Source organism: Pseudomonas sp. NBRC 111123 (genome assembly GCF_001320205.1).
In the GTDB taxonomy this organism is placed as follows: domain Bacteria; phylum Pseudomonadota; class Gammaproteobacteria; order Pseudomonadales; family Pseudomonadaceae; genus Aquipseudomonas; species Aquipseudomonas putida_J.
Genome location: NZ_BCAZ01000008.1, coordinates 65186 through 87291, shown reverse-complemented (window position 1 = coordinate 87291; position 22106 = coordinate 65186). Strand labels below are relative to the sequence as shown.

The following is a 22106-nucleotide window of genomic DNA, read 5'->3' as shown; positions in this document are numbered from 1 at the left end:
CATCTTTTGAGCCTCAACCTGCCGGGCAACGGGCAGAGCCGTTGGTAGCGCTCGCCTGAACCGCGTCAGCAAACTTGCGCAGGTTTGCTTGTTGAGCGCTAACCAAGCTTGCGATGGTGTTCTGCGCTGGCGTTTGTACCGTCGTGCGGCACGTGAGCTCATCCAACCCTGGTCGTTTCAGGCGCCATACCGCATCGAGCAAGGCATAGTGGTCAGGTACTGAATCAAAACGCTGTACGTCGACTCGCAAGATTGCCTTGCGCCCCCCTCCAACCGGCCCACCCAGTAAGTCCTGTAGCGCACTGCCAAACTCATCAACGAGGTTTGCACCCCACCATTCCGTTTCAAGAATGACCAGGCCGCTGTCGCCTTGTCGCACCACCAATTGCGGACGATCCACTTGAGGGGGTACGGCCACCCGCTCAACCTGAACCCGCTCCCCTGCGACCCGGCTCGCCTGTGCAGGTACAAGGGTGTGGTAGTTGTTAGGCGTACTGCTGCAACCAGCAGCCATCGTTAGTAACAAAGCCATCGAGGTCCGGTATAGAGGGGGCATCATATATAACTCCTTGGCCGAGTGTTCCAATCAACGCTGCAGATTTTCCGCACCTGCTGCTTTAGGTCGGCCGCGGATCAGCGACTCAGGATGACGACCCAGGTAGTCCGCTAGGTCTCGTAGCGAACGGGACATGCGTTCTAGCTCCTGCAATGTGTCCCCAAGTTTCTCACGCTGCGGAGAATCATCAGCGATCGCTGAATTGGCGGAGCGCAGGGTTTTCTGTAGCTGCTCCAAGGTAGCAGTCACCCCAGGTAGCGTTTGACCGTCGACGCGTTTCAGGGTGTTGCGCATTTCGCGGAGTGTCCCATCCAGATTCCCCGCGATGCTCTCCAAGGGAAGCTTGCCAAGCCGCTCGACAACGTGCTGCAGCTGCTCTTGCAGTTTTTCCAGACTGCCAGGCACCGTCGGAATGACAATAGGTTGTGCACTGCCGTCAAACTCGACCTTGGGGGCGTCTGGATAGAAATCCAACGAAATGAACATCTGCCCGGTAATCAGATTTCCACTGCGAGCCTGTGCCCTAAGCCCATGCTCGACAAAGGTACCAATGAGGCGCCGTGCGCCGGCATCATCCTCAGGGGTGTGATTAAATGCCTGCAGCATCTTCTGGTGAACAGGCCCTAATCGTTGCGGATAGATAACCGCATCGACCACGACTGGAAAGACCTGCTTTTTCGCATCGTAATCCAGAGTCACCGACGTAACTTTACCGAACTCCACCCCCTTGAATTCCACCGGTGCGCCTGGTGAGAGCCCTCGCATAGACTGATCGAATCGTAATCGCAGGTATTGCGCCTTGCCTGTTGGCGGAGCTAAGGCAGCATCACGGTCTGCAAAGAGCGTAAAACTTTGCTGATCGGCGGCCGGCTCGCCTCGGCTGAAGCTTTCGGGAGCAGCGAACGCCAAACCGCCCATGAGCACGGATGACAAAGACTGGGTCTCTACTTTCAAACCGTTGGCTCCCACCTCCATATCGATGCCGCTTGCATTCCAGAACCGAGTATTCGTGGTGACAAAAGCGTCGTAGGGCGCTTGTACAAACACGCCAATGTCGACCCCTTCGCCGTCTTCTTTCAGCGCATACGAAACAACCTCTCCGACAGGTATTCGGCGGTAGTAAATAGAGGAACCGATATCGAGCGAGCCCAGATCATCAGCGCTCAAAAGAAAGCGCTTCCCCTTTTCTCCATACGTCACCGGGGGCGGAGATTCCAGGCCAGTGAAGGTTTTCTCCGGATTTTTGGATTCACCGGCGTCGGCGCCAATGAAGGCTCCAGACAGCAAGGTGTCTACGCCTGACACTCCTCCGGCGCCGATACGCGGGCGGACCACCCAATATCTCGCACCTTGAGTGGCGAACGACTCGGCCTCTTTAGATAGTTCCACCTTAGCCACAACGCTCTTGCGGTCATCAGCGAGTTCCACGGACGATACCTCGCCTATCACCACGCTGCGATAACGTACCTGAGTTTTATGCGCCACCAGACCTTCGCCGGTGCGGAAGGAAATAGAGATCACCGGCCCCTTCTCCAGATAGTTGCGCACTACCAGCGAGGCTCCCACAAGTAGAGCCAGGATGGGCACAATCCAGACCAGTGAGAAATTGAGACGTCTAGTGCGCACTTGGGCCTGACCTGCACTGCGTTGTTCAGTCTCCTGCGCCATCACTGCGCTCTCCTTGTTGTGACGGACTATCCCAGATAAGACGGGGGTCAAAGCTCATGGCGGAAAACATGGTCAAGACCACCACCATGCCGAAGAACAGAATGCCTGGACGCGGTTCAATGGTCCCCAAGCCGTGCAATTGCACCAGTGCTGCTACCAAGGCCACCACCATGACATCTAGCATTGACCAGTAACCGATGAGCTCCACGAACCGAAACAATTGGGAGCGCTGGCGTCTTGCCCAACTGCTGCGGCGTTGCGCGGTGATCAGTAACAGGGCTAAAGAGCAGAACTTGATGGCCGGCACGCCAATACTGGCGATGAAAATGATGAGCGCGATGTCCCAGGCTCCTGCTTCCCAGAACTCCAACACACCACCGCCAATGGTGCTGTCACTACCTTGCCCAAGCATCTCGGTGCGCATGACTGGCAACACGTTGGCTGGAATGTAAAAGATCAATGCAGCGAACAGAAATGCCCAGCCACGCGCAATCGGATTGGTTTTGCGACGGTGTAAGGGGGCGCCACATCGAACACACTCATGGGCCGATTCACGCAGATCACAAGTTTGGCCGCAACCATGGCATAAACAGACATGAAGATCGTCAGCCAGAATCGATTCGCTCATACCTGACCCCACAGATCGCGAATGTCTCGACCAGCAACGTAGATCAGCAGCATGCTCAATGCAGCCAGTGCGATCAAACCGATACCCGGGATCACATCGAGAAGACCGGCTAGCTTGATAACTGCGACCATGGCACCGAGCAGGCATACCTCCAGCATGCTCCAGGGCCTTAATTTCTCTAGCGCCTGCATACACCCAGCAAACCCAGGGGCTCTGTGACCCCGCATAGCGAAACCAAGAACCCAGCACAGCACGGCAATCTGCAGGATCGGGGCGAAAATGATCGCCAGCGCCAAGACAAGTGCAATGAACGTGATGCTGCCAGAGCTGAGCACCATCACAGCGTCCCAAAGGGTCGCCGAGTTAGAAATACCTTTCATGCTGATGGTCATCACCGGATAAGCGTTGGCGAAGATCAACAACACTCCACCCGTTACGCTCAGAGCCAAGCGCTGCTCCACACTCAAGCTATTGTGGCGGTACAGCACTCCCCCGCAACGGGTGCACCGGGCGCTCTGATGACGCAGCAAGGGAGTACGGTGATACACCGCATCGCAGTACTCGCAAACAATGAGTTCATGTAGGTGAGTCATGGTGAGATTTCGTCTGTCGTCCAAGGCTCAAATGGGCGTCACTTTGCACGCCAGCCTCATCACTAAAGCACACGAACGTGGCTAGAACCGATGCACATTTGATGACACCCCTATATCGCCAGAGGTATCGCCGCAGGATTTTGCTAATACTCAAAAGTGATCAAATGATCATGAATGGATGAGGAAAAGGTGATGATGGACCTAGCCCTTGGCGCTTTGCGTGCCAATCCTGAGATTGCAGTTTTTTTGGCGATTGCGTCGGGAATACTGCTAGGACGAGTGCAGATAGGAAGCTTCCATCTGGGGTCCGTCGCAGGTGCGTTGCTGATGGGACTACTGATCGGCCAAATCGGCTTGCAAGTTCCTCATGAACTAAAAGCTGTGTTCTTCGCCTTGTTCATCTATGCGGTGGGTTTCAAGAGTGGGCCCGAGTTTTTCGGCAGCCTTAACCGGGGCACGCTAAAACTAGTCCTGCTCTCAGTGATCTTATGCGGCACCGCATTGGCCACCATCCTCGCCATGAATGCGCTTTACGACTTTGACGCAGGCTTCACCGCGGGCCTTGGAGCGGGGGCATTGACTGACACGGCGATCATGGGCACTGCGAGCAGTGCTATCGCCCAATTGCCATTGGACGCAGCTGCGAAGAACGAACTTAACAGTCACATGGCTGTGGCTTACGCCATTACCTATGTGTTCGGTACGGTCGGTTTGATCGTTTTTGTCGGAAGCATCGCTCCACGGCTGTTAGGGGTGGATCTGAAAGCCAGTGCCCAAGAACTTGAGAGGCAGCTCGGTATTGAGAGGCATGAGGAAGCGATCAGCATTCCCTACACGCGCATTGTGGTGCGCGCCCATCGCCTCAATCACGCTCAAAAGTTGGGTGATACGATTGCAGATCTCGAAGCTCGCTACCCCTCCCTTAGCATTGAACGTGTCATTCGGGGAGAGCAAATTTTTGAGCGTAGTCCGGCACTGCTTATACAGCCAGGGGACATCTTAGGGATCTACGCGCTACGCGACTCGGTGGGTCACCTCGCTAGCTGGATCGGGCCTGAAGTTGATCACCCGCTAAGTCTCTCTTTCCCTACACGCAGCGCCGACATCGTGCTAACTAATCGTCTTATGGCTGGGCGTACTATCCATCAAATCAAAATGGTGTTGGTGGGTGCTGAGCGAATGGGATGCTTTCTCACAGGCATCTCACGCCAAGGACTGTCATTGCCCCTTTTACCGGAAACGGTACTGCGTCGTGGCGATCTGATCAGCCTGACAGGGCGCGCCGCTAGCGTCGACGCACTTGCGGCTCAATTGGGACGTGAACGGAAACCAAGCCATCGCACCGACATCGCTATCCACGCTCTGGGTTTGGTTGTTGGCTCTTTGCTCGGCTTGCTTTCGACCCATATCGGCATGATACCGGTCGAACTAGGGATTGGAGGCGGCATCCTGCTAACTGGTCTTGTGATCGGTTGGTACAACTCGCGACACCCAGAAATAGGCGCTCTTCCGCCCGCCGCACAGTGGGCATTCTCCGAATTTGGCCTGACTGCGTTTGGAGCAGTTGTGGGCCTGCTCGCAGGTCCTGCAGCACTTACGGCCATCGTGGAACAAGGGCTCGCGCTCGTGATAGCAGGCGCCTTAGTCACTCTCATTCCTCCTTTGGTGACGCTCTATTTCGGGCGCTACGTGCTCGGACTTCACCCGATGATCTTATTCGGAGCTTTGGCGGGAGCCCAGACCGAAGCCGCTTCGATGAACAAGATCATCGAGCAATCAGGCAGTAATACTCCCGTGGTAGGTTTTACCGTCTGTTATGCGGTTTCCAACGTTTTGCTAGCTGTATGCGGACCGATAATTATATCGCTAGCGTGACATCAAATCGCTACCAACTGCGATTTTTGGAGCACTTTTCGAATTTTTTAGAGTTTTTGCTTGAAAGCCGTTTGATGTCGCCTAGTGTCTAGAGTCAGCCATGGAGTTTTGCGTCTCATTCATGGATGGCGATGTCGTGATAGGAGATCAGCAATGTAGGCATTAGTACGTGCTCTTTTTCGCTGTGAGAAATCTTTCGCTGGCAGTTACCGCCACGGTACAGCGCATGGCGTTAGCGGACGAAGGCAGGGCTCTTGGCAGTTATGGAGACCTCGCCCAGTCCAATGGGACGAAGGCCTGGTAAGCCTCCCTGCCTCACAATTCGGAGTCAGCGACCATGGAAACTTATCGAGCCGGCTCAGCGCACGGCGTGCAATTGCGTCCTCTCTGCGTACCGGTACTCGCTCTCGTAGCCGCCATGCATGCCAACCCCAGTTGGGCAGGCGGGATTCTCATTTATGAAGCGGGACAGGAAGGCAACGGACTGGCAAACGCAGGCTCGGCCGCCTTGGCGAACGATCCCAGTGTACTGATGAGCAACCCGGCTGGGATTACCCAGCTCAAGGGCACGCAAATTAGCGCAAATGCGCAGGTCATTCTCGGAGACTTGCGATTCACCCGTGACAGTAGCAACCAGTTCGATGGCAACGAAGGGGGCAACTCGCTTGAGTACCTGCCAGGGGCCAGTCTCTTCATCAGTCACCAAATTGATGAACGCTCGGCCATCGGGTTTGGTATGTATGGAAATTTTGGTCTTGCACTGGATTACGACGACGACTGGGCAGGCCGTTACTTCACCCAAGAGGCTGCGGTTATCGGGGTGTCGTTGCAACCGACATGGGCCTACAAATTTACTGATGACCTGTCGATCGGCATCGGACCACGCATCATGGTCGGCTACTACCGTACCGAGATGGCCATCAATAACAACCTGCTGGGCCTGGCCGATCGACCGGACGGACAGTTGGAATACAAGGACACTGACGTCGGTGTCGGCGTCAACCTGGGCGTGCTTTATCAAGTGGACCCAAAAACCCGCGTCGGCCTGGCGTACACCAGTAAGATCAAACTGGAGTTCGAAGACAAACCCCACCTGAAAGACATCAATAACCCGCTGCTCAATGCGGCATTGCGCCGTCTGGATGTCGACTCTTTAGAGCTCGACTTAAACGTCCCACAAACGGTTACAGCCAGTATTGCTCATGAATTAGGTAACCAATGGACGCTGTTGGGCAGCGTTGGTTGGCAGGATTGGAGCGACTTCGGAGACATCGGCGTGGATATCGACACCAACGGTGGCGGTACCAGCCGTACCGTTGACCGTAAATATAAAGATACCTGGCACGCCTCGATCGGCGCCCTGTATCAAGCGAATCCGCAATGGCGCTGGAGCGTCGGCCTGGGGTACGACAGTTCGGCCGTGGATGATGAAGACCGTACCGTCGACAACCCAATGGGTGAAGCGTGGAGGTTGGCCACTGGGGTCAACTACACGGTAGATGAAGGACTGGACTTACATCTTGCCTACACCCTGCTGTGGCTGGGCGACATGGATGTTGACCAGACCAAGAGCCGATCCGGTACCACATTGTCTGGCAGTTACGACAACAGCGTTTTACACATCATCGGCGGGGGCGCGACTTGGCGTTTCTGAGTGACTGATATCGCTAACGTAAGGAAGGAGATCCTGCATGAAAACCAAGGTATTGGCCGCAAGTCTTTGCCTCGCCACGCTGATGCTGCATGGCTGCGCGAGCAAATATGTGGAAGCCGATCAATATTCAGGCTTCCTCAAAGATTACAGCGTCTTAAAGGAAGATAAATCGCCGTCAGGGGCGGCGGTTATGCGCTGGATCAAACCGGGAGTAGATGCAAAACGCTACACAAGCGTGTACCTGGAGCCCAGCCAGTTTTACCCAAAGCCACAGCCCACTGAAAAAATTCCGCAATCGACGCTGCAGGGAATAACCCAATACTACGATCAAACGCTGAAGAACCATTTCTCTCAAGCGCTGCCTTTGGCAACAAGCCCTGGCCCCGGGGTTCTGGTGGTACGACCGGCGATCACCGCTGTAAGTGCCAAGACAAAAAGCCTGCGACCTTATGAAGTTATCCCGATTGCCTTGGTAGCCGCTGGCATCAGTACGGCCACTGGCATCCGTGACCAGGATACATCCATTGCTACCGAGGCAGCTTTCTTGGATGGCGAAACCAACCAAGTGGTGGCAGAGGTCGTACGTAAAGGGGCAGGCGCAGAGTTGGACAACTCATCACAAGTCATGCAGACCAAGGATGCGAAGGCAGTTCTGGATGGCTGGGCCAAGGACATGGTCAGCTCGTTCCAAGCGCTCAAGAAATAATCGCAAGCGCCCCATTTAGAACACAGATGGGGCGTTTTCAATTTACCGATATAATTTATAGGCGCGAAACCATGGAAAGCATTCGCGATGAAGACAATGTTAAATTAACTGCTAGAGCCAGGCTTAGTAAAACCAATGACGTCGCTTTTTCTCAGAATCCTTTGGCAATATTTGGCAGAAATGACGAAAGCGAGTCTTTTAATGGTAAGCTCCTACAGATATTTAAATACGATGTACAGACGCTGGGGCTGCCCTATTTGAATTGCGGCCTGCCTACAATGCAAGGCGCACCGTTAGACGGGCCTTTACGATTTCTTGCTACCTCGGCCCCCACTGTCGGACACGCACTGGTGGCAATCACTCGATACATGCGTCTTTACGATCCTCTGGTCTATTTTCGGTTAGACCACCGCGCTGGGCAAGCTGTACTGCAATTTGAACCGTCGAAAGCCGCTCAACCTCTCAGCCCTCATGCCCTCGAGAAATGGGTGGTAGCTGCCTGGTTGTTGATTGGCGAATTACGCGGCACTAAGTTAAAACCTCTCTCACTGAGTTTTCGACATCGGCCGCTAGGTGATGCAGGTAGATACTCAACCTATTTTGGCTGCCCGGTTTTTTTTGAGCAGTGCAACAATTGCCTCATCATGGCATCTGACGTACTCAATGAGGTAAGCGTCAAACGCGATGCCGAACTACATGAAATGGTGCGTTATTTTCTTGAGCTTCGTGCGTCCCCCGCAACCGGACTGAAAGCACAAGTGGAAGAATATATCAAAATCTTATTACCATCCCAGCGCTCTACGCTGGAGCAGGTTGCGCTGGCTTTGCAGTTACATCCCCGCACACTTCAGCGACGGCTTGCTAGCGAAGCTATCGACTTTGAAGAATGCTTAGACCGGATTCGGCGGTGCCAGGCTGAACAAATGCTTCAGAAAACTAATCTTTCAGTCGGCCAAATTTCAAACGAGTTGGGCTACCGTCGAACAACTTCCTTTTGCCGTGCTCATTTGCGCTGGTTCGAGATGACACCCTTGGAGCACAGACGTCGGCATGGTGACAAGACTAGGCTCCAGAAATGACGGTAAACTATCGAGTAGTAGGCTCTAGCAGGGCAACATTCAAGACGAATGTATTACACATAAAAAAGCGGCCTACGAGAGGCCGCATAAAGGAGGAGCATCCAAGGGAGCTTTCAGGTATGACCTTTGAAGCCTAGTCTTTGCGTGGCACTAGCGCAAGCCCGACTTATTCGTACCCAAGCACAGCTTTGAACTCTGTGGAGGCTGTATGTACAAATTCGTAAAAACCACGATTGCGGGCGGCGTGTTATTTATCCTCCCCCTGCTGATAGTTATCATTCTGATAGAAAAGGCGATTCATATTCTGAGGCCACTGATCCAAAAAGTGATGCCTCTCTTCTCAGGCCACACCCTTGTAGGAGGAACTTCTTTAACCCTCCTTGCTTTGCTTGCGCTGGCCCTAATCTGCTTTATCGCGGGCTTACTCGCAAAAACCACAATAGCTGAACGTATTTTAGGTGCTCTTGAAGATCGGATTCTGAGCAACCTTCCTGGCTATCAACTAATAAAAGATGCAACAGCCCGCTTTGCCGGTCTTGAAAATATGGAAGGCGCTAAAGTGGGACTCATTGCTGAAGGTGAAGGCTTCCGCTTTGGTTTGGTACTAGAGAGCCACGAAAAGTGGCTATTGATCTATTTGCCTGATGGAGGGCCGGCCGGCACTACTGCTGGAGAAGTACGGGCCCTTCCACATGATCAAGTAACGTTAACCGATGTACCTTGGCTATCGCTAGTAGCCTGCCTGAGACGAGGTGGCCGGGGGACATTGGACCTGATGAACGAGTATGTGCGGACGCCTACCTAACGGGAGGATTACCGAACGAATACGCAAAAGACTCAAGGCAGTTGGCTCAGTAACCAGCTTCTTGGCGTCCGCTGCCACAGGACAGGCCCACCCTGCAGCATCAATAGCCTGTGGTGATTCGATATTCGCCTCGTTCTGAAGATCACTGGATATCCTTTTCGGTTCTGCTGGGATCCTGCGCCGGCGTGGTGTACCAGTGCTCGCGAGGTACCCATTTTTCTTTCGCTGGATCGCCTAGGTAATGCGGCGACATGATCTGCACACCGTAGTCATTAAACACGTCCTGGATATTAGCGTGCAGCAGGCTCAGCAGCTCCGCCCTTGGGCGTGGCTCACTCGGAACCGCCTGCGCTACCAGGCGATATTCAGGGTAGAAATCTGAAAGCCCGGTCTGGAACACCTGCGGTCGCGGGGTCTGCAAAATGCCGTCAGTACGCTCGGCCGCTTGTAGCAGCATCGCCTCCACCTGTCGCCACGGGGTGTCATAACCGATTGTCACCACGGTGTCGACGATGTAACCCTGGCCTTGCACCACCCGCGAGTAGTTGCGTGTCACCGATCCAGTAATCATTGAGTTTGGTAACGTCAGTACCTCGCCCAGGCCAGTGCGTATAGTGGTGTTGAACATGCCCACCTCGGTCACCGTGCCTTCGTTGTCGCCTACCCGTACGTACTCGCCGGCCTTGAGTGTGCGTGAGTATGTCAGGATCAGCCCCGCTGCCGCCTGCCCGACCACGCTGGAGGCACCCAGCGAAATCATCAGCCCTACTAGCACCGACAGGCCCTTGAACGCGTCGGTGCCAGAACCTGGCAAATACGGGTAGGCCATCACCAAGGCAAACAGCCAGATAGCCAATGACGTGAGTCGAGTGGTGGGCTGGAGGGTTTCTTCCGTCAACCATTTGAGCGTACCAGGACGGGCCATGCGCTCCAGCAAACGCTTGCTGAAACCGCTTATTCCGCGGGCGATGAAGAAAATCATGACCGCCACTGCAAGGCCTGGGATCGCATGCAGGATGCCCGTAACCAAGTACCGCAGCAGGTCGAGCAGGTGCAGGTTGAGGCTCTCTCCCCACGGCCGGGTGTAGGGAAATTGGGACAGCACGAAGCTCAGCCACTGGTAGCTCAGCAGCAGCACGAACGCCCAGTAAATTAACCTCAGTAGGCGGTCGATCAGGAAGTATACGTACTGCATGTCAAACAGCGGCATGTGGCCGACCTTGATCTGCCGCGCACGGTCTCGCATCAATTGTGGGAGGCGCCCGCGCAACTTGCGCCGGCCAAAGTTGGCGCCCTTTATCAGCACCACGAACAACAGTGTGGCAGCGGCAGAAAAACCCAATGCCTTGAGCAAGAAGCGCAGGCTGCGCGCTTCACGCGTTTCATCCACCACCTGGCGCAGGGTGGCGGCAGCCCTCTCGGCGGCCAAGCGGGTATCCCCGCCCTCCACGCCCAGATCCTGCGGCGCGACGATGAACGCTCGGCGCCCGCCCAGCAACACCAGGTGGCTGTTAAGGATCGGGTCAATGCTTACGTACAACTCATCGGTGCCGCGCAAGGTGTCTTCGATCACCGTCGTGGCTCGGTGCACCCGGGCAGCGGGCGTCTCGCCGAGCAGCGTGGCATTGAAGGTGAACACGCTGCGGTTGGCAATACGCAATTCGGCCGGCTCGCCCGGCACGCCGTCGGTGGCGCTACCCGTCGCGTCGTTGCCCTGCCCCGCCACTGGTAGCAATGCACATAGCATGAGTAGCACAGTCAGAAAACGATTCATTGCACACTCCCCGGCCGGTAACTCTGTAGTGATAGCACCGCTTCACTGGCCAGTGCCGCGTCCCAGGAACCAGCGATAGTAAGGGTTGTTGCCATCGCTGCGCGCCAGTTCGCGGGCCTCGTTCGCCCACGCCTGGCGGTTCCCGTTGTAGGCGTGCAAGCTGAGGCTGTAGAACCGCGCCAGGCTACGCCACTGGTCATTCACAGCAATAGCAAAACCAGGCTCGCCACCTTGCAGCGGCGGAGCAACGCGCAAGGCCAGCAAGGTCGGCAGCACGCGAGTGATTTCTCGCGGGCGCACCCACGGGGCATACTCGATGCGCGGCTGATCGTCGGTCACCGGCAGGGCATCGGCGGCGTAACGCTGCAACCCGGCTCGGTCGGTGACCCAGGTGGCCAGCAAGGCCTGCGGCGAGTCGATGCCCACCTCGGCAAGCGCCTCAGCCACCGGCACCTGCGCCAGGCGCTGGCGAATGCGCGGCACATCCAGTTGCAGCGGCTGCAGCGAACCGATCAGCAGCATTTCGTGAAACTCGGTGGTCCATAGGCTGGCATGGGGGAACACGTCAATGAAGCTGCGCACCAGCGAACGGCTGTCTTCATCGTTTTGGGTCGGCAGGGGCAGCCATTGCGCCATCAGGCCACCGTGCTGCAAACGGGCGGCAGCCAATTGGTAAAAATCGCGGGAGTACAAATTGACCACGCCCGCAGCTGAAGGCGGTGGCGGCTCCAGGGTCACCAGGTCGTATCGTTCTTCGCTGCGCAAGAGTTCACGACGGCCGTCGCGCAGGCGAATGTCCAAGCGCGGGTCGACAACGGCGGCGTAGTTGCCTTTGAAATGAGGTGCGGCTTGCAGGACTTCGGGCAGTAGTTCGGCCACCACCGGACGGTTTAGGCCCGGGTAGCGCAACATCGCCCCTGCGGTGATACCGGTGCCAAACCCGATCACTAGCGCCGAACGGGGTTCACCGTTGTGGATCAACAACGGCAGTAAAGCCTGCAGCCGCATATAGCGCAGTGACGGCATGGCATCGCCGGTATTGGAAACGCCCTGGATGTAAAGCCGGCTGAAGGTCTGACCCTCACGCCCCTGGGTCACCACCGCCACCGTGCCGCCCTTGCCCTCATGGTAGTAAGTCAACTGCCCGTTGCGCGCCCCTGGCAGCAGGCCAGCCAATTGTTGCGGTGGCGTCAGCAGCGCTACCAGCACGGTCGCCAACGCCACCAGGCCTACCGCAACACTCGCCGGGCGCCGTACGCCCTGCCCTCGCCAGGCGGCTACCAGGCCGACAACTGCCGCTACGCTGGCCAGTACACCCAAGGCACGCACCAGGCCCAAGTGCGGCACCAACACGAACCCGGTGAGCAGCACGCCGACGATACCGCCCAAGGTGTTGAGCGCCACCACCGCACCGACATCCCGGCCCACGTGGCCGCTGTCCACCGCCAGCCGCAACGCCAGCGGAAACGCAGCGCCGAGGAAAGTGGTGGGCAAAAACACCATGCACAGGGCTGCCACGGCAAACCGGGCGCACATGCCGGCCAGTTCACTGCCGGTCAGCTGCAGGGCAAACAATTCGGCCTGGGTCTGCGCTAACACCAGCCAGCGCCCCAGCCCGGCGAGTTGCAGCATTGCAAGCAGGCCGGCGACGGCGATCAAGAGGCCGAACAAGCCCCACGGGTCACGAATGCGGTCGGCGCGCCGGGCATACAGCGCACTGCCGGCCAGCAGGCCGCCCAGGTAGGTGGCCAGCACCACGGCAAAGGCAAACGCCCGGGTGCTCATGAACGGTACGATCGACTGGCTCCAAACCACTTCGTAGCCCAACGCCACGCCCCCGGCCACGCAGTACAGGCTGATGGCCAGGCGGGCCTGCGCCGAGCGCGGCATTGAGGTTGCCTGGGCTGGCGGCGTTAACGCAGTGTCACGCCGGCGCGCCAACCAGGCGCCCAGTGCAGCCAGCAGGTTCAGACTGGCTGCGGCGCAGGCGCTGCCGCTCACGCCAAGGCGCGGCAATAGCACAAAGGCGGCCAGCAAGGTACCGGCAATGGCGCCTGCGGTATTGGCCGCGTACAAACGACCGCCCGCCTCCGCCAGTTGCCCGCTGGCAGGCGCCAGCGCGCGAACCAGCACGGGCAAGGTGCCGCCCATGAGCAACGCGGGTACACCCACCAGCACAAAGGGCAACACCCAGGCCAACAGGCCGGCACTGGCTTCCAGCCGGGCGAAGGGCCCGGCGGCGTGGGCCAGGCCCAGGGTGGAGCCCAACCCCAGCACCGCCACGGCCAGTTCCAGGAACACGTACAAGCGTACCGGGCGTTGCAATCGGTCAGCCCAGCGCCCGAACAGCAACCCGCCTACAGCGAGCCCGGCGAAAAATGCACTGATGCCGGTGGCCACGGCGTGCACTTCTACGCCTACCACCAGAGACAATTGTTTGATCCACAGTACTTGGTAAACGAGGCCGGCAGCGCCGGAGAGGAACAGCAGCGTGGCAGGTAGGGCCAGCAGCAGTCGAGAATTGGTGCGCGGTGCATGCGAGACAGCGGAGGATGCTGCAGATGATGCCATGCGTGAATGCCTTGTCCGATGATTGGACTGTGGGAGCGGATTTACCCGCGAATCAGACACCGCAGAGCCAGGCACCAGCTTCGCTGATGCTCGCGGATGAATCCGCTCCCACAGAAGTTACGCCAGCTGTTCAGGAATCTGCCTATTCAGCTCCCGAAGCGTTACTCACTGCTTTTTCATTTTCTCTTCGATCTTCTTGTCCACGTCAGCACGAATCTGGTCGATGCTGAAACTGGCGGGGCGTTGGCTCGGCGGGTAATCGACAAAGGTCTGCAGGAACTTCGCTGCTTTCTGCACACCATTGAAGATCAGGTAGTCGTTTTTCGCCACCCAGTCGTAGTACTGATCAGATACCACATCGGCCCGCTCATACGGGTCCATGCGTAGGTTGAACAGTTTCGGTACCCGCAGCGGGGTGAACGGTTCGCTCCAGACCTTAAAGCCACCCGGTGCGCGTTGCTCGGCGAACACCAGCTTCCAGTCACCGTAGCGCATGCCCACCAGGTCGCCGTCGTCGTTGAAGTAGTAGAACTCGGTGCGAGCACTCTTGTCGGTTTTGCCGGTGATGTAGTCGAGCTGGTTGAAGCCATCCAGGTGCACCTTGAAGTTCTTGCCTCCCAGGTCGGCGCCCTTGAGCAGGCGGTCCTTGATGTCGGTGTCGCCCACGGCGGCCAGCAGGGTTGGGAACCAGTCCAGGCCAGACATCAGCTGGCTGGAGATGGTGTCAGCCTTGACGTGGCCTGGCCAGCGGACGATCGCCGGCACTCGGTAGGCACCTTCCCAGTTGGAGTTCTTCTCATTGCGGAACGGCGTGGTGGCGGCATCCGGCCACGACCACTGGTTCGGCCCGTTGTCGGTGGTATACACCACGATGGTGTTGTCGGTGACCTTCAGGTCGTCGAGGGTCTTGAGCAGTTTGCCGACGTCGCCATCATGTTCCAGCATGCCGTCGGCGTACTCGTTGCCGACCATGCCGCTCTGGCCTTTCATAGACTCGCGCACGTGGGTAAAGGCGTGCATGCGGGTGGTGTTCATCCACACGAAGAACGGTTTGTTGGCCTTGACCTGTTTGTCGATGAAGTTGATGGCTGCCTGAGTGGTCTCGTCGTCGATGGTTTCCATGCGCTTCTTGTTCAGCGCACCGGTGTCTTCGATCTTGCCGTCGGCGCTGGATTTGATCACCCCACGCGGTGAGGCGGCCTTGACGAAATCGGTATCATCCTTCGGCCAATACGGGCGCTCCGGCTCCTCTTCGGCGTTCAGGTGATACAGGTTACCGAAGAACTCGTCGAAACCGTGATTGGTCGGCAGGTATTCGTCCTTGTCACCCAAGTGGTTCTTGCCGAACTGCCCGGTGGCATAGCCCTGGGCCTTGAGTGCCTGGGCGATGGTCACATCGCGCGCCTGCAGCCCCACCGGCACGCCGGGCATGCCGACCTTGGACAACCCAGTGCGCAGCGCCGTCTGGCCGGTAATGAAGGTAGACCGGCCCGCGGTGCAGCTGTTTTCCGCGTAATAGTCGGTGAACATCATGCCTTCTTTGGCGATACGGTCAATGTTCGGTGTCTGGTAACCGACCACACCTTTGCCGTAGGCACTGATGTTGGTTTGGCCGATGTCGTCCCCAAAGATGATTAGGATGTTCGGCTTGTCCGCCGCATTGGCCATCCCCATTCCAAAGGTTGCCGTGGCCGCGAGGGCGGCCGCTGACAACCAAGCTCTACTGGACTTCATAGCTACGCTCTCCGTTTCACTTCCTGCTGTCGTCCACGACTGCTAGCACGGAAACTACCGTGCGTCTGCGGCTGGTTTTCGAATCATTGCGGTGTTTCAAAGGGGTACACACGGCGCCAATCGCTGGCCATGTCGACCACAGTCCAGCCCTTGGCCTGGGCCTGGTCCAAGGCCTTGTCGAGCCGGCCCACAGAACTCTTGCGGTCATACGCCCACTCGCGGTGGGCGTCGGTATGGTGCACCAGCCCCGCAAAGCGCTTGCCCTTTCCGGCCGTAGTCCACTGCAACATCTGCAAGTCACCGTCAGAGTTGCCAAAGGCCAGCACTGGCCGACGGCCAATGATCGAGTCAATGCTGACCGGTTTGCCCGGACCATCGTCGTTGTGCACGAGCTTGGGCAAACGCTGGATGCTCAATGTGCCTTGCTTATCCTGGAGCGATGCACCCAAGGTAGTGCCGATCACCTGTTCGGGGGGGATGCCATACACCTCTTCGGCAAAGGCGCGCATGAACGCTACCTCCCCGCCGGAGACGATGTACGTCTTGAAGCCGTTGTCACGCAGGTAGTCCAGCAGTTCCAGCATCGGCTGGAACACCATTTCGGTGTAGGGCTTGCCGGTACGCGGGTGGTGGGCGCTGGCCAGCCAGCTACGGCTGCGGGCGATGAAATCTTCACTGCTCACACCCGCATGGGTCGCCAGCACGATTTTCATCATACCGTCCATGCCTTGGGCGCCGAGGGCCTGGTGATCGTTCTCCAGCACTGCCTTGAACGGTTGCTGTTCGCGCCACTGCGGGTGCTGCGGCGCCAGGCGCTTGATTTCATCCATGGCGAACAGCACTTCGAAGTACATCGGTTGCTCGCTCCACAACGTGCCGTCGTTGTCGAACACCGCAATGCGCTCGGCGGGTGCGATGTACTCAGGGCCACCCACCTCGGTAACGGCGCTGACGAATGCCTCGATGGCCTCGCGCGACTGCCCTTCGCGCCAAGAAGCCAGCGATTCGGCCGCCAGTGCCTGCATAACCGGGAAAATCAACAGCCCACACAATAATGTGCGCGCGAAAGCTTTGCGAATCGGGGCATGGCGCATAGTCAACCATCCTTGCTGAAGTTACCTGGCTGACCACGCGGGTCAGGGGTTCAGTTGCTTGAGCGCGTGTTTACCCTGGGCCTTGGGTGGCAGGGCCTCGACCCGCTGTCGCAGGTTTTGCAACACACGCCGGCGGGCATCGGCAGGCGGCCGTTCAGAGCGTCCTGTGGCATAAAATTCTTGCAAGAAGGCTAGCAAAACCACGTCGTTCTGCCCGTCGCCAGGATGTTCACTTGACGACAGCGTGCGCTGCCCGGTGGCACGCCGCAGCCAGCAGTACATAGCGTCCAGCCGCACTGGTTCTTTGGTGCACTGCTGCCGAGCCTGTCGCCAGGCATAGCCGGGCGACTCCAGCCAGGCCTGATGGCGGCGTGCCTGCCAGCGCCGCAGCCGCTGCCAGCCGGCCATCCCCCATTCGCGTGCGGCCCAAGCCAGCCCGGCCAGCAACAACAGCAGCAATGCCAGCAGTACACCATGGCTGGCGATGCTGATCTGCGCCCCCTGGCCCAGCGCGCGCAAGTCCTCACGAAGCGAGAATGGCGCCTGGTAGCTGCCCTCGCCTGCCTCAAGGTCCACGGCGGGCACGGTGAGCGTTCGCGCCTGGCCAGTGATGGCATCCCACCACTGCACGTCGATGGCGGGTAGCTGGTAGCGGCCTGCGCCACCCACCACATAGGTGACACTGTCTTCGCGCTGACCACCCAGCGTGCCCCCACGGCCGTCGCTCAGCGGAATCACACTGGGCGTCTGCACGTAGCGTTTAAGCCCCTTTACTTCAGCGAAGGTCGGCGGCGGGATGAGCATTGCCTGGCTACCGCGGGCGACGATATGCACCTTGCGGGTAAGGCTGTCGCCTGCACGCAAGGGGGTGTGCGAACGCTCCACAGTCTGGTCGACCTCAACCGCCTGCGCGACCAGCCGTTGCTCGCCGCCGCCACCGCCGGGGCTTTTCACCGTGAACGACAAAGGCGCGCTTTGTATCGTCTGCGCAACCGTGCCCTGGCCTGGATGCACACGGAATGTAAGCGCAGGTATGCTGAAAGGCTGGGCCACCGTGGGGGTGATCTGGTAGCTGTAGCGCAGGCCGAAGAAGGCTTTGCCATCGAGTCGCTGGTTCAAGTGCTGGGCCTCGCCACCGGGCGGGTTCACCACTGCACCGGGCAACTGCAGCACCGGCAGCTCGGGCGGCGCGGTGAACCAGGTATCCACCAGCAAGTCCACTTCGAGGGTCATAGTGGCACCGACCATGACGGCGTTGTCCGGTACCAGGCGCGCCTGCACCCGCACCTCTGGCTCCGCAGCATTGGACAACCCCGCCAACCCGGCCAGGCAGCCCAGCAAAAGCACGGCAAGGCGGCTCATGGCGCCTCCTCGGCCGCGGTATGCCGCGCGGCCTCCTGTATCGAGAACTTGCGCTTGAGAAACTGCGCGGGTGATGTGGTCAGGTTGTTCAACCACACTTGGTCGGACGCCGCCTGTGGCGTCTTCTTCTGCTGTTGCTGGCCGCCGACGGCCGGGGTCTGGTCTTCGACCACCTTGTCGGCTTTTTCGTCGGGCGTACCGGCCTTCTGCTGGTCCTCGTAGTCCTTTTGCAACGCCTGCGCCAGCGCCAGGTTGGCCTTGGCTTCAGCGAAGTCCGGCTGCAGGCGAATGGCCTGCTGGTAAGCCGCGATGGCCTGATCGAACTTGAACAGTCTTACGTAGCTGTTGCCTTGGTAGAACCAGGCGGGTGCCGTGTCCAGTTTGCCAAGGACGGCCAGCGCTGCCTGAAAATCCGCGGCCTGATAGGCAGCCACGCCTTTCCAGTAAGGGTCGTGGAAGTGCGCGGCAGCTTGCGGGTAATGGCCGTGCTCGAACGCCCAGCGTCCTTGCTGGTCTGCGGTGAAGAAGGCATCGGCAAGGACACCGGCCCGGGCAGGCTCTGCCCCGGTCCCCAGTAGCAACGCCAGTAGCAACCCAGGTAACCAGTTCACCCGCCAACCGCGACGTACGCTGAACAAGCCGATTACCAACAGCGGCCAGCACAACCAGTAGCCGGCGTCCTTCCAGTGCACCTGACCGGCATCGGCGCTGGCGGCCTTGAAGTGGCGCTGGGCGTGCAGTTCGATCCAGTCCAGGTCATCGTCGCCCAGCGTAAGGCTGCCCAAGCTCGCGCTGGCGGCCTTGGCCAATCCCTTGAGGCCTTGCTCATCGAAGTCGCCCTGCACGGGCCGGCCCTCGGCGTCCAGCCGGGGCATGCCTTGGGTAGTACGCAGAGGGCCCGTGGACTGGCTGCCGACCGCCAGCACCAGCACCTGCAACGCCGTGCCATTCAGGCGTTTATCGATAGCGTCGAACTGGCTGGGGTCGGCGCCGTCGGTCAACAATACCAGGGTGCCTGGCGTTTTTTCCGCATCCAACAGCTTGAGCGCCTGGTCGATCACGCCCAGTACATCCTTGCCGGGTGCGCTCATCAAGTCAGTGCTCAATGCCTGGATGAACGTGTCGAGCAGGCCTGGATCCTCAGTAGCCGGCAGCACCAGATGAGCACTGCCGGCGTAAGCGATCAGCCCGGTGCGCGCGCCTCCACGGCGCATCACCAAGTCGTGCAGGGTATGGCGCGCGGCAGCCAGGCGGCTGGGCGGTACGTCATCGGCGTCCATTGAAGGCGACAGGTCGACCGCCAGGATCAGCGGCGCGCGGTCATCGAGAAAGTCCGGGATGTCCTGCTGCCAGGTTGGCCCAGCAGCCGCCAGTGCAGCCAGCACCAGCATGGCGCCCAGCCCGTGCACCGGGCGCAGTCGGCGTGGGTCCGTCGGGGTGATCATCAAGTGCTCGACCAGGTGCGGGGCGATGACACCATTCAACTGCCGCCGCAGGTCGTGGCGCCGCAGCCATAGCAACGGCAGCAGCACACCGGGCAGGATCAGTAGCAGCCACAACGGGCGCAGAAAATGGAAGGTGGCCAGGTCGACGGTCATGCCTGCATCCCCGAGCGTCGTGACCACGCCACCGCCAGCAGGTGACTCGCCAGCAGCGCAGCGGCCGCGGCGCCCAGTGGCCACACGAACAGGTCGCGCTTGGGCTGATGGCTGAAGGTCTGCACCTTGTGCGGGGTCAGCCGGTCTAGGGTGGCGTACACCTGCTGAAGCGCCTGACGGTCGTCAGCGCGGAAGAACTGACCACCGGTTGTCCGCGAAATTGCCTGCAATGTTGCCAGGTCGACCTTGGCATCGCCGGTGGCGTGGGGGTCGCCGATACCAATGGTATGCACGACGATGTCGTTGGCCTGAGCCAGCCGGGCGGCGTGGTCGGGGGTAATGGCGCTGCTAGTGTCATTGCCGTCGGTCAGAAGGATTAGCACTTTCTCCTGCTCATTGGTGTTTTCCAGGGCTTTGATGGTCAGGCCAATGGCATCGCCCAGTGCGGTGTTGGGCCCGGCCATGCCGATACCGACCTCATCGAGCAGCAGCAGCAGACTGGCATGATCGAGAGTCAACGGCGCCTGCGGATAGGCGCCGGTGCCGAACACGATCAGGCCGATGCGGTCGTCCTTACGCCGGGCGATGAAGTCGCGCACCACCGCCTTGACCGCAGTCAACCGGTCGGTCCTCTGGCCGTCGGCATCACTGTAGTCGGAGGCCTCCATGGATTGGGAGATGTCGATGGCCAGCATCAGATCGCGGATCGGCTGTTCGCGCTGGACGGGTTTTTCCACTAGCACCGGCCGGGCACAGGCCGCCACCAGCAGACACCACACCAGCACATTGAGCAGCAGTTGCGCACGCCCGCCGCCACCATTCGCCTGCCCCGGCTGCTTACCCACAGCGCGGCTCATGGCCGCGAAAAACGGCACGCGCAACGCGCTACGGCCTTCTTGATACGGGGCCAATAACCGATAGGCCAGCCACGCCAGCGGAAGCAGCAGAAACACCCAGGGGTAATCAAACTGCCACATGGTGCCCCTCGATCCAGCTGCGGCTGGCACTGAAGAGCGCGCTCGCTTGCTGTGCATCCAGTGCGCGCAGGGCGGCATCGGGCGCGTAGGCAAGCGTGTGCAATGTTTGGGCGAAGTCGGCGGGCAACGGCTGTGGTGCGCGCTGGTCGAGAAAGGTTTGCCAGGCCGCACCGGCCAGACTGGCAGCCGTGGGCCCGGCCGGCATCGACAACGCAACGCGCTTGAGCAGTACGGGTAGTTCGCGCAGTGCGGCCAGGCGCTGTTCTCCCTGGCTCGCGGCCAGCGCATCGAGCCGGGCCAGCGCCTCGCGACGATATTGGTCACGCTGCCAGCGGCGCCAGCGCAGCGCAGCCCACAGGCCAACCAGCGTCAGCAGCAAAATGCCGAGCGCAAGCCAGGCCCAGGTCTGCGGCAAGTAGCTGAACGGCGGCACCCCGGGTGCCAGCTCGCGCAGATGATCTATGGATGGTGCCGTACTGTTCATCGGGGCACCTGGGCCAAGCGCCCCAGCTCACGACGCAATTGATCAAGGCTGTCGTCGCCGGTGCTGATCAGCATCAGCGGTACCTGGCTGCGACGCAGCAGGTCGGCCACATCTTGCAGGCGCCCGGCCAGAAACTCGCCCAAGGGCCGATTGATGCGCCGCTGCCCCACCTCCAGTTCCACCTGCACAGCACCCTGGGTGACGTTCAGCCGGCCCTTGTCCGGCACCTGGAGGGCAATTGGGTCGTACACCTGAATCGCGATCACATCATTGTGCTGGCTTAGCTGGCGCAGCAACGGCAAGGTGTCTGGCGTGATGCCGGCAAAGTCGCTAATGATGCAGATCAAATGGTCGTGGCCTGCACTGGCAGCGCAACTGCGCAGCACCTTGTCCAGCTGGGCATCGTTTTCCTGGTCGGCGGCATACGCCGATAACCGGTGGTTGGCGTTTACCACCGAGCTGCACAGCGCTTCGACCCGCGCCCGGCTGCGCAGGGGCCTGACGTACTGCACCTGCTGGCCGTCGAACACCATACCGCCGACCCGGTCACCGGCATGAAAAGCCATCCACGCACAGAGGGCTGCCAGTTGCGCGGCGCTGACCGATTTGAAGTAACGCTGCGACCCGAAGTACATGCTCATGCGCTGGTCCACCAGCACCAGGGTCGGCCGGTCGCGCTCCTCGGTGAAGGTGCGCACGAACGGTTTGCCGTAGCGCAGCGATGCCCGCCAGTCGAGGTGGCGCAAGTCGTCGCCGGGCAGGTAATGGCGCAGCTCGTCAAAACTTAACCCCCGCCCACGCAGGCGCGAGGCGTGGTTGCCGGAGAGGATGCTCGACAGCGGCTGGCGGGCAACGAAGCTCAGGCCGCGGGCACGAGCCTCCAGCGCCATCAGCTCGGCGAGCGAGGCATACACGAAGCCGTCTGCAACTACCTTGTTGGCATCCATA

18 protein-coding genes are annotated in these 22106 nt (G+C 59.3%); 5 read left to right on the top strand and 13 right to left on the bottom strand.

Annotation, left to right across the window (positions count from 1 at the left end; genetic code table 11):
* Positions 1 to 13: 13 nt before the first annotated feature.
* Genes APH27_RS06740 through APH27_RS06725 form a run of 4 tightly spaced genes read right to left on the bottom strand, consistent with a single transcriptional unit; the run spans position 14 to position 3445 of the window.
* Positions 14 to 556, bottom strand: a complete 543-nt coding sequence (locus APH27_RS06740) for a membrane integrity-associated transporter subunit PqiC (protein ID WP_060484394.1) — start codon at positions 554 to 556, stop codon at positions 14 to 16.
* A gap of 30 nt (positions 557 to 586) precedes the next feature.
* On the bottom strand, positions 587 to 2224 hold the full coding sequence (locus APH27_RS06735; RefSeq protein WP_060484358.1) for an intermembrane transport protein PqiB: 1638 nt from the start codon (positions 2222 to 2224) through the stop codon (positions 587 to 589).
* Positions 2208 to 2852, bottom strand: coding sequence for a paraquat-inducible protein A (locus tag APH27_RS06730; RefSeq protein ID WP_060484357.1), 645 nt, complete (start codon positions 2850 to 2852; stop codon positions 2208 to 2210). Before APH27_RS06730 ends, APH27_RS06735 begins: the two co-directional genes overlap by 17 nt.
* The gene (locus tag APH27_RS06725) at positions 2849 to 3445 is read right to left on the bottom strand and encodes a paraquat-inducible protein A (RefSeq protein ID WP_060484356.1); all 597 of its coding nucleotides are present in this window, start codon (positions 3443 to 3445) and stop codon (positions 2849 to 2851) included. The genes APH27_RS06730 and APH27_RS06725 overlap by 4 nt, the downstream gene beginning before the upstream one ends.
* A gap of 192 nt (positions 3446 to 3637) precedes the next feature.
* Here APH27_RS06725 and aspT point away from each other — a divergent pair, with 192 nt between their 5' ends.
* From aspT to APH27_RS06705, 5 genes are all read left to right on the top strand, one after another.
* Positions 3638 to 5320 carry an aspartate-alanine antiporter gene (gene aspT, locus APH27_RS06720; RefSeq protein WP_060484393.1) on the top strand — a complete coding sequence of 561 codons (1683 nt, stop codon included), beginning with the start codon at positions 3638 to 3640 and terminating at the stop codon, positions 5318 to 5320.
* Positions 5321 to 5738: 418 nt separating this feature from the next.
* Entirely contained in the window at positions 5739 to 6974 is a 1236-nt protein-coding gene (locus APH27_RS06715; RefSeq protein ID WP_256250559.1) for an OmpP1/FadL family transporter, read from the top strand.
* Positions 6975 to 7011: 37 nt separating this feature from the next.
* Positions 7012 to 7680: a DUF3313 domain-containing protein gene (locus tag APH27_RS06710; RefSeq protein ID WP_060484354.1), complete on the top strand. Its 669-nt coding sequence runs from the start codon at positions 7012 to 7014 to the stop codon at positions 7678 to 7680.
* Positions 7681 to 7751: 71 nt separating this feature from the next.
* Positions 7752 to 8759 (top strand): AraC family transcriptional regulator, encoded by a 1008-nt coding sequence (locus APH27_RS25690; RefSeq protein ID WP_156335859.1) that lies wholly within the window; start codon positions 7752 to 7754, stop codon positions 8757 to 8759.
* Between the two features lie 208 nt (positions 8760 to 8967).
* Positions 8968 to 9564: a hypothetical protein gene (locus APH27_RS06705; protein WP_060484353.1), complete on the top strand. Its 597-nt coding sequence runs from the start codon at positions 8968 to 8970 to the stop codon at positions 9562 to 9564.
* A 142-nt stretch (positions 9565 to 9706) separates the two neighbouring features.
* Here the strand turns inward: APH27_RS06705 and APH27_RS06700 are convergent, their stop codons facing one another.
* From APH27_RS06700 to APH27_RS06660, 9 genes are all read right to left on the bottom strand, one after another.
* Positions 9707 to 11338, bottom strand: coding sequence for a mechanosensitive ion channel domain-containing protein (locus tag APH27_RS06700; protein ID WP_082435024.1), 1632 nt, complete (start codon positions 11336 to 11338; stop codon positions 9707 to 9709).
* 42 nt (positions 11339 to 11380) lie between these two features.
* The gene (locus tag APH27_RS06695; protein WP_060484351.1) at positions 11381 to 13909 is read right to left on the bottom strand and encodes a fused MFS/spermidine synthase; all 2529 of its coding nucleotides are present in this window, start codon (positions 13907 to 13909) and stop codon (positions 11381 to 11383) included.
* Positions 13910 to 14074: 165 nt separating this feature from the next.
* Positions 14075 to 15643 carry an arylsulfatase gene (locus APH27_RS06690; protein ID WP_060484350.1) on the bottom strand — a complete coding sequence of 523 codons (1569 nt, stop codon included), beginning with the start codon at positions 15641 to 15643 and terminating at the stop codon, positions 14075 to 14077.
* 83 nt (positions 15644 to 15726) lie between these two features.
* The gene (locus tag APH27_RS06685) at positions 15727 to 16668 is read right to left on the bottom strand and encodes an HAD family hydrolase (protein WP_371262703.1); all 942 of its coding nucleotides are present in this window, start codon (positions 16666 to 16668) and stop codon (positions 15727 to 15729) included.
* 111 nt (positions 16669 to 16779) lie between these two features.
* The gene (locus APH27_RS06680; RefSeq protein ID WP_060484348.1) at positions 16780 to 18099 is read right to left on the bottom strand and encodes a BatD family protein; all 1320 of its coding nucleotides are present in this window, start codon (positions 18097 to 18099) and stop codon (positions 16780 to 16782) included.
* The gene (locus APH27_RS06675) at positions 18096 to 19697 is read right to left on the bottom strand and encodes a VWA domain-containing protein (RefSeq protein WP_060484347.1); all 1602 of its coding nucleotides are present in this window, start codon (positions 19695 to 19697) and stop codon (positions 18096 to 18098) included. The genes APH27_RS06680 and APH27_RS06675 overlap by 4 nt, the downstream gene beginning before the upstream one ends.
* Entirely contained in the window at positions 19694 to 20674 is a 981-nt protein-coding gene (locus APH27_RS06670) for a VWA domain-containing protein (protein ID WP_060484346.1), read from the bottom strand. Before APH27_RS06670 ends, APH27_RS06675 begins: the two co-directional genes overlap by 4 nt.
* Positions 20661 to 21158 (bottom strand): DUF4381 domain-containing protein, encoded by a 498-nt coding sequence (locus APH27_RS06665; RefSeq protein ID WP_060484345.1) that lies wholly within the window; start codon positions 21156 to 21158, stop codon positions 20661 to 20663. The genes APH27_RS06670 and APH27_RS06665 overlap by 14 nt, the downstream gene beginning before the upstream one ends.
* Positions 21155 to 22105, bottom strand: a complete 951-nt coding sequence (locus APH27_RS06660; protein WP_060484344.1) for a DUF58 domain-containing protein — start codon at positions 22103 to 22105, stop codon at positions 21155 to 21157. The genes APH27_RS06665 and APH27_RS06660 overlap by 4 nt, the downstream gene beginning before the upstream one ends.
* Between the last annotated feature and the right edge of the window lies 1 nt (position 22106).